10 protein-coding genes are annotated in these 14,792 nt (G+C 65.9%); 4 read left to right on the top strand and 6 right to left on the bottom strand.

What is annotated here, in order from left to right:
- Position 1 precedes the first annotated feature (1 nt).
- Positions 2 to 4,879, bottom strand: a complete 4,878-nt coding sequence (locus LDZ26_RS21030; protein ID WP_244850498.1) for a response regulator — start codon at positions 4,877 to 4,879, stop codon at positions 2 to 4.
- A gap of 572 nt (positions 4,880 to 5,451) precedes the next feature.
- On the opposite strand from LDZ26_RS21030, the gene LDZ26_RS21025 reads away from it, so the two are divergent.
- Both LDZ26_RS21025 and LDZ26_RS21020 read left to right on the top strand, forming a co-directional pair.
- The gene (locus LDZ26_RS21025; RefSeq protein WP_244850496.1) at positions 5,452 to 6,366 is read left to right on the top strand and encodes a lipopolysaccharide assembly protein LapB; all 915 of its coding nucleotides are present in this window, start codon (positions 5,452 to 5,454) and stop codon (positions 6,364 to 6,366) included.
- An 82-nt stretch (positions 6,367 to 6,448) separates the two neighbouring features.
- Positions 6,449 to 6,937, top strand: coding sequence for a low affinity iron permease family protein (locus tag LDZ26_RS21020; RefSeq protein ID WP_244850494.1), 489 nt, complete (start codon positions 6,449 to 6,451; stop codon positions 6,935 to 6,937).
- A gap of 15 nt (positions 6,938 to 6,952) precedes the next feature.
- Here the strand turns inward: LDZ26_RS21020 and LDZ26_RS21015 are convergent, their stop codons facing one another.
- The 5 genes from LDZ26_RS21015 to LDZ26_RS20995 form a co-directional block, all read right to left on the bottom strand.
- A complete protein-coding gene (locus LDZ26_RS21015) occupies positions 6,953 to 7,909 on the bottom strand; it encodes an ABC transporter permease (protein ID WP_244850492.1) in 957 nt (318 codons plus the stop codon).
- Between the two features lies 1 nt (position 7,910).
- Positions 7,911 to 8,930 carry an ABC transporter permease gene (locus LDZ26_RS21010; RefSeq protein WP_244850490.1) on the bottom strand — a complete coding sequence of 340 codons (1,020 nt, stop codon included), beginning with the start codon at positions 8,928 to 8,930 and terminating at the stop codon, positions 7,911 to 7,913.
- Positions 8,927 to 10,489: a sugar ABC transporter ATP-binding protein gene (locus LDZ26_RS21005; RefSeq protein ID WP_244850488.1), complete on the bottom strand. Its 1,563-nt coding sequence runs from the start codon at positions 10,487 to 10,489 to the stop codon at positions 8,927 to 8,929. Before LDZ26_RS21005 ends, LDZ26_RS21010 begins: the two co-directional genes overlap by 4 nt.
- Before the next feature lie 68 nt (positions 10,490 to 10,557).
- Positions 10,558 to 11,559 carry an ABC transporter substrate-binding protein gene (locus LDZ26_RS21000; RefSeq protein WP_244850486.1) on the bottom strand — a complete coding sequence of 334 codons (1,002 nt, stop codon included), beginning with the start codon at positions 11,557 to 11,559 and terminating at the stop codon, positions 10,558 to 10,560.
- Positions 11,560 to 11,676: 117 nt separating this feature from the next.
- Positions 11,677 to 12,780: a LacI family DNA-binding transcriptional regulator gene (locus LDZ26_RS20995; RefSeq protein WP_244850484.1), complete on the bottom strand. Its 1,104-nt coding sequence runs from the start codon at positions 12,778 to 12,780 to the stop codon at positions 11,677 to 11,679.
- Between the two features lie 190 nt (positions 12,781 to 12,970).
- Here LDZ26_RS20995 and LDZ26_RS20990 point away from each other — a divergent pair, with 190 nt between their 5' ends.
- Together LDZ26_RS20990 and LDZ26_RS20985 are read left to right on the top strand one after the other, a co-directional pair.
- Positions 12,971 to 13,771 carry a phytanoyl-CoA dioxygenase family protein gene (locus LDZ26_RS20990; RefSeq protein WP_244850482.1) on the top strand — a complete coding sequence of 267 codons (801 nt, stop codon included), beginning with the start codon at positions 12,971 to 12,973 and terminating at the stop codon, positions 13,769 to 13,771.
- Positions 13,768 to 14,727: an aldose 1-epimerase gene (locus LDZ26_RS20985; RefSeq protein WP_244850480.1), complete on the top strand. Its 960-nt coding sequence runs from the start codon at positions 13,768 to 13,770 to the stop codon at positions 14,725 to 14,727. Before LDZ26_RS20990 ends, LDZ26_RS20985 begins: the two co-directional genes overlap by 4 nt.
- The last annotated feature ends 65 nt before the right edge of the window (positions 14,728 to 14,792 follow it).

Below are 14,792 nucleotides of genomic sequence, written 5' to 3'. Positions count from 1 at the left end.
ATCAGCGCGCCGACGCCGCGCGCAACGCCTCCATCAACGCGTGCGGATCGTACGGTTTGCGCAGCCGGATTGCATGCGGGAGCGCCTGCTGTTCCTCGTCGCTCAGTTCGAGGTCGTAGCCGGTGACGAACACGACTCCCAGACGCGGCGCCTGACGCGATGTCTCTTTCGCCAGCTCGATACCGGATTCGCCCGCAAGATTCACGTCGGTGAGCAGCACGTCGAAGCGTTGTTCGCCAAAGAGCGCGCGGGCTTCTTCGATGCTCGACGCTTCCGTGAGATCGAGGCCCATTTCGCGCAGCAACTCGGCGCTGCTCGTGCGCACCATCTCGTTGTCTTCGACGAAGAGCACGCGCAGGGTGTCGGTGGAGTCGGGCGCTGCGGCATCGGTGGCATCGGCGCCATTCGTGGACGCAGTTTCGCGCGCGCGTTGCCCGAGCACATGGCGGATCTTGCGGGCCAGCGCCTCGTGCGTATACGGCTTGCTCAACAGGTCGATGCCTTCGTCGAGCCGCCCCGCGTGAACGATCGCGTTGTCCGTGTAACCCGACGTGAACAGCACCGCGATGCCCGGCACGCGCTCGCGCGCCTTGCGCGCAAGCTCGGTGCTGCGCAACGGACCGGGCATCACGACGTCCGTGAAGAGCAGGTCGATCGGCACGCCGCTTTCGACGATGGCGAGCGCGCTCTGCGCGTCCTTCGCCCGCAGCACGCGATAGCCGAGGTCCGCGAGAAGATCGACGACGGTCGCGCGCACTTCCTCGTCGTCTTCGACCACCAGAATGGTTTCGCTGCCGCCTTTAGGCGGTCCGGCGTCCACGTTCGTTTCGAGGTCTTCTTCCTGCCGCGCGCGCGGCAAGTAGAGGCGCACCGTCGTACCGTGGCCTTCCTCGCTGTACACCTTCACGTGCCCGCCCGACTGCTTGACGAAGCCGTACACCATCGACAGGCCGAGGCCGGTGCCGTGACCTTCGCGCTTGGTCGTGAAGAACGGCTCGAACGCGCGTTCCTGCACTTCCGGCGACATGCCCGAGCCCGTATCGGTGACGGCGACCATCACGTACTGGCCGGGCGCGACGTCGGCGTTGCGCATCGCATAGGTCTCGTCGAGCGATGCGTTGCCGGCCTCGATGGTCAGCTTGCCGTGCCCGTTCATGGCGTCGCGCGCGTTGATCGCGAGATTGAGCAGTGCGTTCTCCACCTGGAACGGATCGACGAGCGTGTTCCACAGGCCGCCCGACACGATGGTTTCCACTTCGATGCCGTCGCCGAGCGCGCGGCGGAACATGTCGTCCAGACCGCGCACGAAGCGGCCGAGATTGACGACCTTCGGCGCGAGCGGCTGGCGCCGCCCGAACGCGAGCAATTGCGAGGCGAGATTCGCGCCGCGCGCCACGCCGGCGAGCGCGCTTTTCACGCGCTGCTCCGGCTTGTCCTGTCCGGCGACGTCTTTCGCGAGCAGTTGCAGATTGCCGCCGATCACTTGCAGCAGGTTATTGAAGTCGTGCGCGACGCCGCCCGTCAGCTTGCCGATGGCTTCCATCTTCTGCGCCATGCGCAAGGCTTCTTCGGTGTGCCGCAGCGCGTCGGCCGTTTCGCGGTCCGTGGTCACGTCGCGGCCGACGCCGTGAATGCGCCGCGTGCGCGGATCGAGCGAGAGCGTCCACGCGATCCAGCGCCAGCCGCCGTCGATGCGCCCGAGGCGGCACTCGTAGCGCACCGGCGTGCCGCTCGCCCGCAGCTTGTCGACTTCCAGCGCGACGGCGGCGCGGTCGTCCGTATGCACGATGTCGAGCATCGTGCGCGCATGCAGGCGCTCCGTGTCGATGCCGAGCACCGACGACCACGACGGACTCACGCGCAACAGCGCGCCGTCGAAGCTCGCGATCACGAAGAGGTCTTCGCTCAGTTCCCACAGGCGGTCGCGGTCCGCGACGACTTCGGTCACGCGGCGCTCCAGCGTCTCGTTCAGATCGCGCAGCGCGGCCTGTGCCTTGGCGCGCTCGGCGATTTCGTTCTGCGCCGCCTGGAAGAGCCGCGCATTGTCGATGGCGATGGCCGCCTGCGCCGCGATGCCCTTGACGATGCGCTCGGCGCGATCGGTGAACACGCCCGGTTGCGGATGACCGAAGAAGAGGCCGCCGAGCACTTCTCCCGTGCGCGAGACGACCGGCGCGGCGAGATAGCTGCGCACCGGAAGATGGCCCTTCGGCATGCCGAAATGCGGCGAGTTGTGCCCGTAGCGCGGATCTTGGGTGATGTCGTCGGAGCGCACGATGCCGTGGCCCCCGAACGTCGGCCCGAAGACGGCGGTGTTGCGCGGCATCGGATAGTTCGCGAAGCTCTCCTGCGACGCGCCGGAAAGCGCGTACAGCGTGTAGCTGCCGCCTTCGTCGTCGAGCACGTTGTAGAAGAACGAACCGAATGAGGCGCCGCTCAACTCCGTGGCGGCATCGGTCACGACCTGCACGACGCGCGAGAGATCGAGCTCGGCGGCGACCGTCGTGCCGACGCGGTTGAGCACCTCGAGCACGCGCGACTCTTCGCGCAGGCGCTGCTCGGTCTCGCGGCGCAGGCGCGAGAGGCGCAGATTGCTCGCCACGCGCGCGAGCAGCTCGCGCGCCGAGAACGGCTTGGTCAGATAGTCGTCCGCGCCCGCTTCGAGGCCGCCGACGCGCGCTTCTTCGCCTGCGCGCGCCGATAGCAGCACGACTGGCGTCTCGCGCAGCGTCTCGTCGTCGCGCAGCGCGCGCAAGAGGCCGAAGCCGTCGAGGCGCGGCATCATCACGTCCGAGACGATGACGTCCGGATGCAGCGCGAAGGCCGCGTCGAGCCCGGCTCGGCCATCGGCGGCGACGCTCACGTCGTGGCCCGCGGCGGCAAGCAGGCGGCGCATGTAGTCGCGCAGATCGGCGTTGTCGTCCACCACGAGCACGCGGCCCGTCAGCGCATCCGATGGCGCGGTCGCTTCGGCGGCGTGTGCGAGCGGCGAGTCGAGGTCCGCGACGTCGAGCGCGGCTGCATCGGCGGCGTCGGCGGCGTCCGCATCCGGCGTCCAGCGCAACGCGGCATCGACGAAGGACCGCGCGCGGCTGCTGGCCTCGGCGCGCGGGGCGTCGGCGCGCGATGCGGCGTCTTCGTGCGCGGCCGGCAGCGTCACGGTGAAGCACGTCCCCTCGCCCAAGCGGCTCGTCACGCCAATGCTGCCGCCGTGCAGCTTGACGAGTTCCTGAACCATCGCAAGCCCGATTCCGCTGCCTTCCACGGAGCGGCCCGCCGCGCCCGCCACGCGATGAAACCGCTCGAAGACGCGCGCCTGCTCCTGCTCGGCAATGCCGATGCCGGTGTCGCGCACGCTCGCTTCGATCACGCCGTCGCGCACGGCGAGCGCCACCTCGATGCTGCCCTCGAAGGTGAACTTGAACGCGTTCGACAGCAGGTTCATCACGACCTTTTCCCACATGTCGCGGTCGATGTCGGCGAGCACCGGCGTATCGGGAATGTTCGTGCGAAGCGTCAGGCCGGCCGTCTCGATGGCCGAGCGGAACAGCGACGCAAGTTCGGCGGTGAACGCGGCGATGTCCGTGCGCTGGCGATGAATCTCGATGCGGCCCGCCTCGATGCGCGAAAAGTCGAGCAGCGCGTTGACGAGCGTGAGCAGCCGCATGCCGTTGCGATGCATGATCTCGACAAGCCGCAGGTCCTCGGGCGGCACGCGCCCTTGGTCCGCGAGCATCTCTTCGAGCGGGCCCAGCATCAGCGTGAGCGGCGTCCGGAATTCGTGGCTGATGTTGGAGAAGAACGTCGTCTTCGCGCGGTCGATTTCCGCGAGCGCCTCGGCGCGGCGGCGCTCTTCGTCGTAGGCGTGCGCATAGCCGATCGCCGCGCCGATCTGTCCGGCGACGAGATTGATGAAAGTGCGATAGCCGTCGTCGAACAGGCGATACGGATTGAGCGCCGCGATCAGCACGGTCGCATGGCCGGTCTCGCCGGTCGGGGCGATCGGGACCATGACGGCGGTGGCCGGCGCGGCCTTCCACGCGCCCGTGGGCAAGGACGCGCTGACGTGCTGATGCAGGTTCGTCACGAGCAGCGCGCGGTTCTCGCGCAGCGCGTCCTGAAACGGCCACGGCTCGAGCCGGTCGGCGTTCAGCATCGCGGGCGCCGCCGGATGCCCCGGCGCGATGCCGCATGCGCCGACCAATGTCGCGGTCTCGTTGCCGGGGCCGGCCGCGTAGAGCAGCGCGAAGGGCAGATCGCGCGGCGCGCTTCTCAGCGCGTTCATCGAGCGTTCGCAGGCCTCGCGCCAGGTGCGCGCATCGGCAGCGGAGGTCGCCAGTTCGCGCAGCACCGTCAGTTGCCGTTCGCCGAGCACGCGCTGCGTGTCGTCGCTGTTCGCGCAGATGATGCCGCCCGCGCCGCCGCGGTCGTCCGGAATCGGGCTGTAGGAGAACGTGTAGTAGGTTTCCTCCGGGAAACCGTTGCGCTCCATGATGAGCAGCTTCTGTTCGACGAAGGTGCCTTCGACGCCGGCGAGCGCCGTATCCAGCAGCGGCCCGATGTCGTCCCAGATCTCGCGCCACACGACCGAAGTCGGCTGCCCGAGCGCGTGCGGATGCTTGCCGCCGATGATCGACCGGTAGGCGTCGTTATAGAAGAAGAGAAGCTCGTGGCCCCAGCCGATCCAGATGGGCTGGCGCGAGGTCAACATGATGCGAATGGCCGTCTTCAGGCTCTGCGGCCAGTCCTCCGGCGCGCCGAGCGAGGTCTGCGTCCAGTCGAAGCCCCGGATGAGCACGCCCATTTCTCCGCCGCCGAGCAGGAAGCTGGGGTCGAGGCTGCTGACGGTCGTGTCCGGGGGCACATTCTCGGGAGTCATCGACGCTGAATCTCCTCGCTGGGTGTCTCCACCAAGCGGCTTGGGGTTGAAAGGCGTGTCTTGGGATGACGCTGACTGAAACGCACGACCGGATAGGCTTCAGGATTCTCGCACGGAAACGGCTGCGGACCGTTCCGGCATGCGCGTTCGGAGGGCTTTAGCAAACTTCGTGACCGGGACGGCATGCACCACGAATGTGACCCGCGCTGAAGTCATTCGATGACCCTTTCGGCCGCGCCTTTCACGATCCGTTAATTCAAAATCACATATTTTTTTGCACTATACTCAGTTGAATCCGTTATCGTCCCTTTCTCCGCGAATTTCAAAAGCGCAACGCGGGTTCGCGGCTTCGCTCGCATCGCTTCACGCCGTAATCGCGGTAATCGCAGTAATCACGGCACGGGCCCAGCCGGACGGGCGTGTGCCGACGCCTTGTGCACCCATTCAATAACTACGTCTTGCGCGAGCTGAATATCAACACAGTGCCGATTGGCGTTTCAAATCCGCCGACGCTTATTCACGATTATCCATAAAGTCATCGGCGGCATTTAACTTCGTTGCACCTCACGACCATGAACGAACCCATCGATTCGAATAAACCCAGCCTCGCCGAACAAGAAGCGATGCTTCGGCAGCAACTCGCGCTCCATCCGGATTCGGCCGCCTTGAATAACAATCTGGGCATCGTGCTACGCATGTCGGGCCGACTTTCGGAAGCGGAGCAGGTCTTCAGGCAGGCATTGGCGCTGCAACCCGATTCGCCCGAGGTTTTCGTGAACCTTGCCTTGATCGCGCTCGATGAAAACCGGATAGACGACGCCCGGGCGCTGTTGGACAAGGCGCTGGCCCTTCGCCCCGATTTTCCGGCGGCGAAGTTCGTGCTCGGCGGCATGCTCCAGACCAACGGGCGCCTGGACGACGCCGCGAAGGCATTTTCGGAGGCAATCGCCGCGCAGCCGGACTTCGCGCAGGCGTATGTCTCGCTCGGCCATACGTTGTTCATGCAGGGCAACTTGCCGGAGGCCGAAACGGCGTGCCGCCGGGCCATCGATCTCGCTCCGCAGAGCATCGACGGTCATCTGTCCATGGGCGATGTCTTACTCGCGGCGGGCCGGCTCACCGAGGCCGAGGCCGCGTTCAACCGGGCGCTCGCGATCAATCCGCAGTCGGCGGAAGCGCATTGCGGCCTTGGCAACGTCGCGCACCGCCGCTTCGACTTGCCGGGCGCGGAAGCTCTGTTCCGCCAGGCGCTGGCCTTGCGTCCGGTGTTCTTCGAAGCGAGCCGCGGTCTCGGCCTCGTGCTGCTCGCGTTCGGCCGGGCTCAGGAAGCGGAGGGCGCGCTACGTCAGGCGCTATCGCTCAGGCCGGACGACGCAGGTGTGCAGAGCGCATTGAACGCCACGCTCACTTTTCCGCGAGCGCAGCCACGTCCCGGCGTGCAGATGAGCGCCGACACGTTGATTGCCCCGCGCAAGCCGTCCGCTTGATCCGCGATGGCTGACTGCGTCGGAATGCTTCTGAAAGGAACGGGTCTTGCTTGGCGTCCTTCCGATTCAAAGGGAGGAGAGTATGAACAGCAAACAGCGGACCTCGACGGACCAGATCGAAACCATTCCCGACACATCCAGCCCCGCCTACGCCAAATCGCATCCGTTGATGCGCGCGTTCGACAACTTCGCGAGCCTCGTCACGCGCTGGGCGGGCTCGCCGTTCGCCTTCGGGCTGGCGGTGGCGAGCATCGTCGCGTGGGTCATCACCGGCCCGATCTTTCACTACTCCGACGGCTGGCAACTCGTCATCAACACAGGCACGACCATCGTCACGTTCCTGATGGTCTTTCTGATCCAGCAGAGCCAGAACAAGGACAGCGTCGCGCTACATCTCAAGCTCAATGAACTGCTCGCGACGCATCGCGCGGCGAGCAATCACCTGATCGGGATCGAGGACGCGAGCGAAGAAGAACTGCGCAGGCTCGCGGCCGCCTATTTGCGCCTGGCATCGGAAGGCGGCGAGGCGGCGGCCGGGGCGTCGCGCAGGAGCGCGGAAAAGAAGCATTGAGGGTCGACGCGGCGCTCAATGCGTGACTTTCGCCGGTACGACGCGCCGGTTCAGCACGCGCGCTTGCAGAACGATCACGAGCAACAAGAAAAGCCCCCGGATCACCGACTGCCAGTAAGCCGACAAGCTGATATACCCGAGCCCGTTCTCGAAGTTCAACAGATTGAACACGAGCCCGAGCAGCGCGACGCCTGCAATGGTCATCGCGATGGAGCCATCGCCGCCCGTCAGCCGCGTGCCGCCGAGCACCACCGCCGAGATGGCGAAGAGTTCCCAGCCGACGCCCTCGTTCGGCTGGCCCGCGCCGAACTGCGCCGCGAGAATCGCACCCGCGATGCCGGCGAGCAAGCCGCTCAACGCATACACCGCGACGAGCGTGCGATCGACGTTCAGGCCCATCAATCGCGACGCCTCCTCGCTGCCGCCGATCGCGAGCGCATGACGGCCGAAGCGCGAGCTGCGCAGCGCGACCCAGCCGAGCACCGCCGCGACCAGCGACACGATGCCGGGAATCGGCAGGCCGAACAGGTCGCCCTGCCCGAAGGCGGCGAAGTTCGTATCCGACGAGATAGCGACCGCATCGTTATGGCCGAGCAAGAGCGCGAGGCCATGCGCGCCGAGGCTCGTGGCCAGCGTGACGATGAAGGGGAGAATGCGCATGTGCGTGATGACGATGCCATTCAGCACACCCACCGCCAGCCCCGCGAACGCTCCGGCGAGCACGCCCGCCACGCCGCCGTGCGGACTCGCCAGCGCCGCGACCACGCTGGCGAGCGCGGCCACCGCGCCCACGGACAGATCGATGCCGCCCGTGATGATGACGAACGCCATGCCGATGGAGATCAGCGCGAACATCGAGTTGTATCGCCAGAACGATGTCACGTTGTAGGCGGAGGCGAAGTGCTCGTAGCGCACGACGCCCAGCACGAGCAACGCGACGAGCGCGATCAGGATAGGAAGGTTCTTCTTCATGTCATGAGCCTCGGCGGCGCTGCACGTACACGGCGCCGATGATGATCGCGGCCTTCAGCACGAGCGCGGCGGCGTCCGGAATGCCGTGCGCGAGCAGCGTGTAACGCAATAGCTGGATGATGAGCGCGCCGATCAGCGTGCCCGTGATGTACGCCTTGCCGCCTGTGAGCGCCGTGCCGCCGACCGCCACGGCCGCGATGGCATCGAGCTCGACGCCGAGGCCCACGACGTTCGCATCCGACGACGAATTCACCGAGATTGAAATGAGCCCGGCGAGACCGGCGAGCGCGGCGCATGCGGCGTACGCGATCAGCTTCACGCGCGCCGTCGGAATGCCGGAAAGATACGCGGCGTCCTCGTTGCCGCCCGTGACGAGCAGATACTTGCCGAAGAGCGTCTTGCGCACGATCCACGTGAAAACGCCGACGAGCGCGAGCATGAGCAGAATCTGGAACGGCACGCCCGCGACCTTGCCGAGTGCGATCCACTGAAACGCGGGATTGTTGAACGCCTGCAGGCTGCCGTCGGTCACGACCTGCGCGATGCCGCGTCCCGCGATGAAGAGCACGAGCGTCGCGACGATCGGCTGCACGCGAAGCCGCGTCACCAGCAGTCCGTTGAACACGCCGCACAACGCGGCGGCCAGCACGGGCAGCGTGAAGGCGAGCAGAATGCCGAGCGGCCCTTCGATGTTCATGAAGAGCATCGGCGCGAGCGCGCCGGCAATCGCCATCGAAGCGCCGACGGACAGATCGATGCCGCCTGTCGCCACCACGAGCGTCATGCCGATGCCGACGATCACGATCGTCACTACCTGCGTGAGGTTCACGTTGAACGTCTGCAGCGACCAGAAGTGCTCGGTGAAGAACAGGTTGAACAGGATCATCGCGACGAGCACGATGATCTCGCGCTGAATCGCGATGCCGCGGCGCTTCTTGACGGGCGCGGCCTGCGCGTCGGCTGCGAGCGGCGCGGCGGGTTGCGCTAAGGGTCGTGCTGCCGGTTGCGTCTTGTCGATCATGACTCGTTTCCTTGCGCGGCCGTCGCTTGCGCGAGCGTCGATGTTTCACTCGAGCCGTAGGCGATCGCATCCATGATCGATGCCTCGTTCATCTGCGCGCCATCGAGTTGCGCCACGGTTTCGCCGTCGCGGATGACGACCGCGCGGTCGGCCACGGCGGTCAGCTCTTCCAGTTCCGACGCCGACAACAGCACGGCCATGCCCGCATCGCGCAACTCGCGCACGATCTTCGCGACGTCCGCCTTCGCGCCCACGTCGATGCCGCGCGTCGGCTCGTCGAGCAGCAGAAGACGCGGATTCGTCGCGAGCCAGCGCGCGAGCAAGACCTTTTGCTGATTGCCGCCCGAGAGTTCGCGTATCGGTTGATCGGGCGAGCGCAGCTTGATGCCGAGCGACGCGATGAAGCCGTCCACGATTTCACGCTGCTTCGCGACATCCACGACGCCGCGCTTCGTGAGCGCGGGCAGGCACACGAGCGTGAGGTTGTCGCGCACGGAAAGCTCCGGCACGATGCCTTCGGCCTTGCGGTCTTCGGTGAGATAGGCGATGCCGCGCGTGATCGCATCTTTCGGCGACTTGAACGCGGCGCTTTCGCCCGCCACCGTGAGCGAACCGCGCGAAGGACGGTCCGCGCCGAACAGAAGGCGCATCGTCTCCGTGCGGCCCGAGCCGAGCAAGCCGGCGAGACCTACGGCTTCGCCCGCATGCACGTCGAGCGATACGTTCGTGACTTTCGCGCCCGCCGCGAGCGACTGCGCGCTCAACGCGACCGCGCCGCGCTTCGCCAGATTCTCTTCTTTCACCGCGCTGTCTTCGTGCACGACGGCGGCGAGCGTGCGGCCGAGCATCGTCGTCACGAGCTTGAGCTTGTCCATCTCCTGCATGGTGCTTTCCGCGACCGTCTGGCCGTCGCGCATGACGGTGACGCGGTCGCAGAGCGCATACAACTCGTCCAGCCGATGCGACACGAAGATGACCGCGCGCCCGTCGTCGCGCAAGCGGCGCACCACGCCGAAAAGCAGTTCTACTTCGCGCTCGTCGAGCGATGACGTCGATTCGTCCATGATGACCATCTTCGCATCCGACGAAACGGCCCGCGCGAGCGCGACCATCTGCTGAATGGCGGTCGAAAAGTCGCGCACGGGCTTACGCACGTCGATGTGGAGTCCGAACGATTCGAGCAATTCGGTCGCGCGCCGCTGCACCGTTTTCCAGTCGATGAGGCCGAAGCGGCGCGGCTCGCGTCCGAGAAAAATGTTCTCGGCCACCGAGCGAAACGGCACGAGGTTGATCTCCTGATAGATCGTGCTGATGCCTGCTTCGCGCGCTTCCTTCGGCGTGCGGAAATCCACGTCGCGTCCGTCGAAGCGGATGGTTCCGCCGCTCTTGCGATACGCGCCGGTGAGAATCTTGATGAGTGTCGACTTGCCCGCGCCGTTCTGGCCGATGAGTGCGTGCACTTCGCCGGCCGCGACGGTGAGGCGCGCGTGCTTGAGCGCCGCGACGCCGCCGAAGGCAATGTCGATGTCCTGCATGTCGAGTAGGGGAGCAGTGGCCATGCCGCGCTTGTCGTCCTTTAGAAGTGCGAGCGCCCGAAGGCGCCCGCGAACCAGCGAGACTGCTTCGCTCAATAGCCGTACTGCATGCTGGCGTCGACGTTGCTCTTGTCGTAGAAGCGATCGGATACCTTGACCCACGGCGGAATGGTCTCGCCCTTCGCGTATTTCTGCGCGACATCGCACGCGAGCGGTCCGAAGAAGGGGCTCGACTGCACGCTCGCGCCCAGTTCGCCCGCCTTGATCGCTTCGAGGCCGCCCTTCGTGCCGTCGATCGTGACGAGCACGATGTCCTTGCCCGGCTGCTTGCCCGCCGCCTTGATGGCGGCGATCGCGCCGAGCGCCATTTCGTCGTTGTGCGCGTAGACGGCGGTCACGTCAGGGTGCGCCTGCAACAGCGTTTCCATGACCTGGCGGCCCTTGTCGCGCGCGAAGTCGCCGCTTTGCGACGCGACGATCTTCATGCCCGGATTCTTCGCGATGACTTCGTCGAAGCCCTTCTTGCGGTCGTTCGCAGCGGACGCGCCCGTCGAGCCTTCGAGCTCGATGATCGTCGCCTTGCCGTTCGTGGTCTTCACGAGCCAGTCGGCGGCGCGGTGGCCCTGATCGATGAAGTCGGAACCGATGAACGTGATGTAGTCGCGCCCGGCTTTCGCCATCGACTGATCGATGTTTCGGTCCACGAGAATCACCGGAATGCCGGCCTTCTTCGCCTGCAACACGACCGGAGCGAGCGGCTTTTCTTCGCGCGGCGGGAACACCAGCAGATCAACGTGCTGCGCGATCATGCTCTGGATGTCCGACACCTGCTTGGCCGCCGAGCTGTTCGCGTCGGTGATGACGACCTGCCAGCCGCACTTCGATGCGACGTCCTTGAAACTCTTCGTCTCGGCGAGCCGCCACGGGTTGTTGCTCTCCGTTTGCGCGAAGCCCACGCGCAGCGGCTTCTTGTTCGGGATCTTCGGCAACGCGTCGTCGGCGGCGTGCGCGGCCCCGGCTGCGAGCGTCAGAGCGGTGAGCGCGGCGGCGAGCGGGCGCAGGCCCGAGCGGAGATTCTTGTTCAGCGACAGCATGTCTTCCTCCGATATGGATGTTTCGTCTTGTTGGTAATGCCGATGCTTGTTGATGCTTGTTGTGCCCGATCTGTCTGATGCGAGAGATGCGGCTGCCTTTCGTGCAGCTATGTCCGGCTAATCACTAATATTATTAGTAGCGAACTGATGCGCTTCGGCGATGACCTTCACCGATCCGCGCTCGATCAACGGGCCGTCGAGCTTGACGGTGCGGCGCCGCAACGGCGCGCCGACGGCGCGGTTGTGTTCCTCTTGCAGAAGCGTTTCGACCGCCCAGCGGCCGAGGTCGTAGTTCGGCAACACCACGGTCGATAACGGTGGATGCGTGTGGCGCGCGATCTCCTGATCGTCGTAGCCGACCACGGAGACATCGTCGGGCACCCGCAGGCCGAGTTGCTTGAGCGCCTCGATGGCTCCGAGCGCCATCAAATCGTTCGCGCAGAAAATGGCCGTTGGAGGATTCGGTTCGCGCATGAGCGAGAGCGTCTGCTCGAAGCCGGCGCCCGAACTCCAGTCGCCTTCGCGCACGAGTTCCGGCGCGAATGGCAAGTCCGCCGTGGCGAGCGCCGTGCGATAGCCCTTCAGCCGGTCGCGCGCCGCGTCCTGATACGGCTCGCCGTTGATATAGCCAATGCGCCGATGCCCCGCCGCGAGCAGATAGTCCGTCGCCGTGTGCCCGCCCGCGACCTCGGCCGGCACGACCGACGACAGGTTCGCCTCGCTCGCGTAGCAGTTGAGCAGGACGGTCGGCACTTTCGCGAGCGCCGCCGGCAGCGCGACGAGCCGCGTGTAGACGGTCGCGTAGATCACGCCGAGCAGATTGGGATGATCGAGCGTCGCGGCGAGCACGCGCGCCTCGATCTCCGCGTTGCCGTGCGTCGAATAGACGGCGAGCAGACGGCCATGCGCGAACGCGGCGTCGCGTGCGCCGTCGATGCAGACCACCGGATGCGGGCTCGTCGAAATCTCATCGGCGAGATACACGATCAGGTTGCGTTCGCTCTCCACGCCGGGCGTGTCGAAGGCGTCCAGCGCGGCGGGCTCGCGCGGCGTCATGCGATAGCCGAGCTCCTGCGCCGCGCGCAGCACCTTGTCGCGCGTGACGTCCGAGAACTTCGCGCCGCTCGCGTTGTTGAGCACGAGCGAAACCGTTGACTGCGAAACTCCGGTGAGCTTCGCAATGTCGGTCATCGTCGGGCGGCGCTGCGTGGTTTTCTTCATCGGACAGGTGCGGCGTATGAGGCTTGGCGACAGACCTTAACACTAATATTAGTGATGGACAACACGGAAACCACCTAGCCAGAACATGGGACGGCACAGGGTTTTCACCGAGTATTACTAATAATATTGACGGCGCTATTACTGCCGTGCCATTCTCTTTCCGTCCGATTCACGACCGAAAGGAGGGCGCATGGGCCGATACGACGAGACAACGAGAGACGCGCTTGCACAAGCGTTCGAGCGAGACGGCTTCGTGCTGTTGCGCGATCACTTCGAGCGCGCAAAGCTCGAAGCGTGGCGCGAGGCGTTCGCGCCGCTGTTGCAGCCGCATGTCGATGCGGCGCGCGAGGCATCGGCGAGCGGCAACCGCGGGCCGGGCCGCTACTACGTGACCTTGCCGTTCGAAGGCGAGTTCGCGGACCCGTCGATCATCTGCGACGAGGACATCATCGGCATCGTCGAACGCGTGGCGGGACGTGATCCTGTCATGTGCCAGCTTGCGACCGATACGCCGGTTCGCGGTTCTGACTTTCAGGACTGGCATCGCGACACGCCGCCGCTTTTCGACGACGCGCCCGAAACGCCGTCGTTCCAGCTTGCCGTGAACTTTCCGCTCGTCGATGTGGATGAGCGCAACGGCTCGCTCGAAACGACGCGCGGCACGCACCGCATCTCGCGCGAAGAAGCGCTCGCCGGTCTCGCCGATGGACGCTTCCCGCCGGAGCGCGTGCCGATGCGCGTCGGCGACGTGCTGATCCGCGATGTGCGCGGGCTGCATCGCGGCACGCCCAATTACATCGACGAACCGCGTCCGATGGTCGTGATCGGCTATAGCCGCTCATGGTATTTCCGGCCCGAAGTGCATATCGACGTGCCGCGTGCCGTGCTCGCCGACCTGCCGCCGCGCGCCAAGCGACTGCTGCGCTACAACCCGGTCGTCGAGCGCACCCAGCGCATCTTCGACGAAAACTACCGGCAGTTCGCATATTGAACGCCGATCGAACCACGTCGGGGCGCGCGGACGAAGCGCTCGTGGAACTGCGCCACGGCGCGCGGCGCGTGCTGCTCGCCCCGCATGTCGGCGGCGCGATTGCGGCATTCTTCGATGCCCGTGAGCCCAACGAAGGCGGCGCGCTGCACTGGCTGCGTCCCGCCACGGTCGATGCGCTCGCCGCGCGCAATCCGCTCGGCATGGCGAGCTTTCCGCTCGTGCCGTATTGCAACCGTATTCGCGATGCGCGCTTCACGTTCGATGGCGCGCTCGTCGATCTATCCGGCGACGGCAACGCGTTCCCGCACGCGCTGCACGGCAACGGATGGCGGCGGCCGTGGCGCGTCGATGCGGTCTCGGAGGCGAGCGCCCGTCTCACGTTGTCGCACGTGCCTTCGCAGGAGCCGGCGCATCATTGGCCGTTCGCCTTCGAAGCGGCGCAGGATATCGCGCTGGATGCGCAGTCGCTTACCGTAACCATGTCGCTGCGCAATCTGTCCGACCGGCCGATGCCCTTCGGCCTCGGACATCATCCGTACTTTCCGCGCACCGGGCACACCGTCGTGCGCACGCGGGTCGGGTCGATGTGGCATACGACGCCCGAACCGTTGCCGACGCACGCCGGCCCGCATCCGAGCATCGACGCGTTGGCATCGCCGCAAGGCATGTCCGCCGATGCCTTCGATCTCGACAATAACTTCACCGGTTGGTCTCGCGAGACGTCGGTCGCGTGGCCGCGCGAGCATCGGTCGGTCACGCTGCGAGCGGAAGCGCCGTTCGACTTCACGGTGATTTATGCGCCTTCGTCGTTCGGGTCGCTGCTGTGCGTGGAGCCGGTCAGCAATGTCGCGGATTGGGTGAATCTGGATGTCGACGCGTCGCTGAAGGGCGGCGGCGTGCTTGCGCCGGGAGAGTCGGTCAGCGCGCGGTTCTGGCTGACGCCGGAGGTCGAGTAGGGCTGTTCCCGGCTGGCGGCTGGCGCGACGAGCGCATGTGCTTCTGTCGTGCATGTCGCTCGTCG

It is taken from the genome of Caballeronia sp. SL2Y3 (genome assembly GCF_022879575.1).
In the GTDB taxonomy this organism is placed as follows: domain Bacteria; phylum Pseudomonadota; class Gammaproteobacteria; order Burkholderiales; family Burkholderiaceae; genus Caballeronia.
The sequence above is the reverse complement of the archived record's forward strand: the minus strand, read 5'-3'. Positions and strand labels throughout refer to the sequence as shown.

What these genes read in the sequence shown, in the direction of transcription:
- LDZ26_RS21030 (WP_244850498.1), bottom strand. Translation starts at nt 4,879, where the DNA reads ATGACTCCCGAGAATGTGCCCCCGGACACGACCGTCAGCAGCCTCGAC.
- LDZ26_RS21025 (WP_244850496.1), top strand. Translation starts at nt 5,452, where the DNA reads ATGAACGAACCCATCGATTCGAATAAACCCAGCCTCGCCGAACAAGAA.
- LDZ26_RS21020 (WP_244850494.1), top strand. Translation starts at nt 6,449, where the DNA reads ATGAACAGCAAACAGCGGACCTCGACGGACCAGATCGAAACCATTCCC.
- LDZ26_RS21015 (WP_244850492.1), bottom strand. Translation starts at nt 7,909, where the DNA reads ATGAAGAAGAACCTTCCTATCCTGATCGCGCTCGTCGCGTTGCTCGTG.
- LDZ26_RS21010 (WP_244850490.1), bottom strand. Translation starts at nt 8,930, where the DNA reads ATGATCGACAAGACGCAACCGGCAGCACGACCCTTAGCGCAACCCGCC.
- LDZ26_RS21005 (WP_244850488.1), bottom strand. Translation starts at nt 10,489, where the DNA reads ATGGCCACTGCTCCCCTACTCGACATGCAGGACATCGACATTGCCTTC.
- LDZ26_RS21000 (WP_244850486.1), bottom strand. Translation starts at nt 11,559, where the DNA reads ATGCTGTCGCTGAACAAGAATCTCCGCTCGGGCCTGCGCCCGCTCGCC.
- LDZ26_RS20995 (WP_244850484.1), bottom strand. Translation starts at nt 12,780, where the DNA reads ATGAAGAAAACCACGCAGCGCCGCCCGACGATGACCGACATTGCGAAG.
- LDZ26_RS20990 (WP_244850482.1), top strand. Translation starts at nt 12,971, where the DNA reads ATGGGCCGATACGACGAGACAACGAGAGACGCGCTTGCACAAGCGTTC.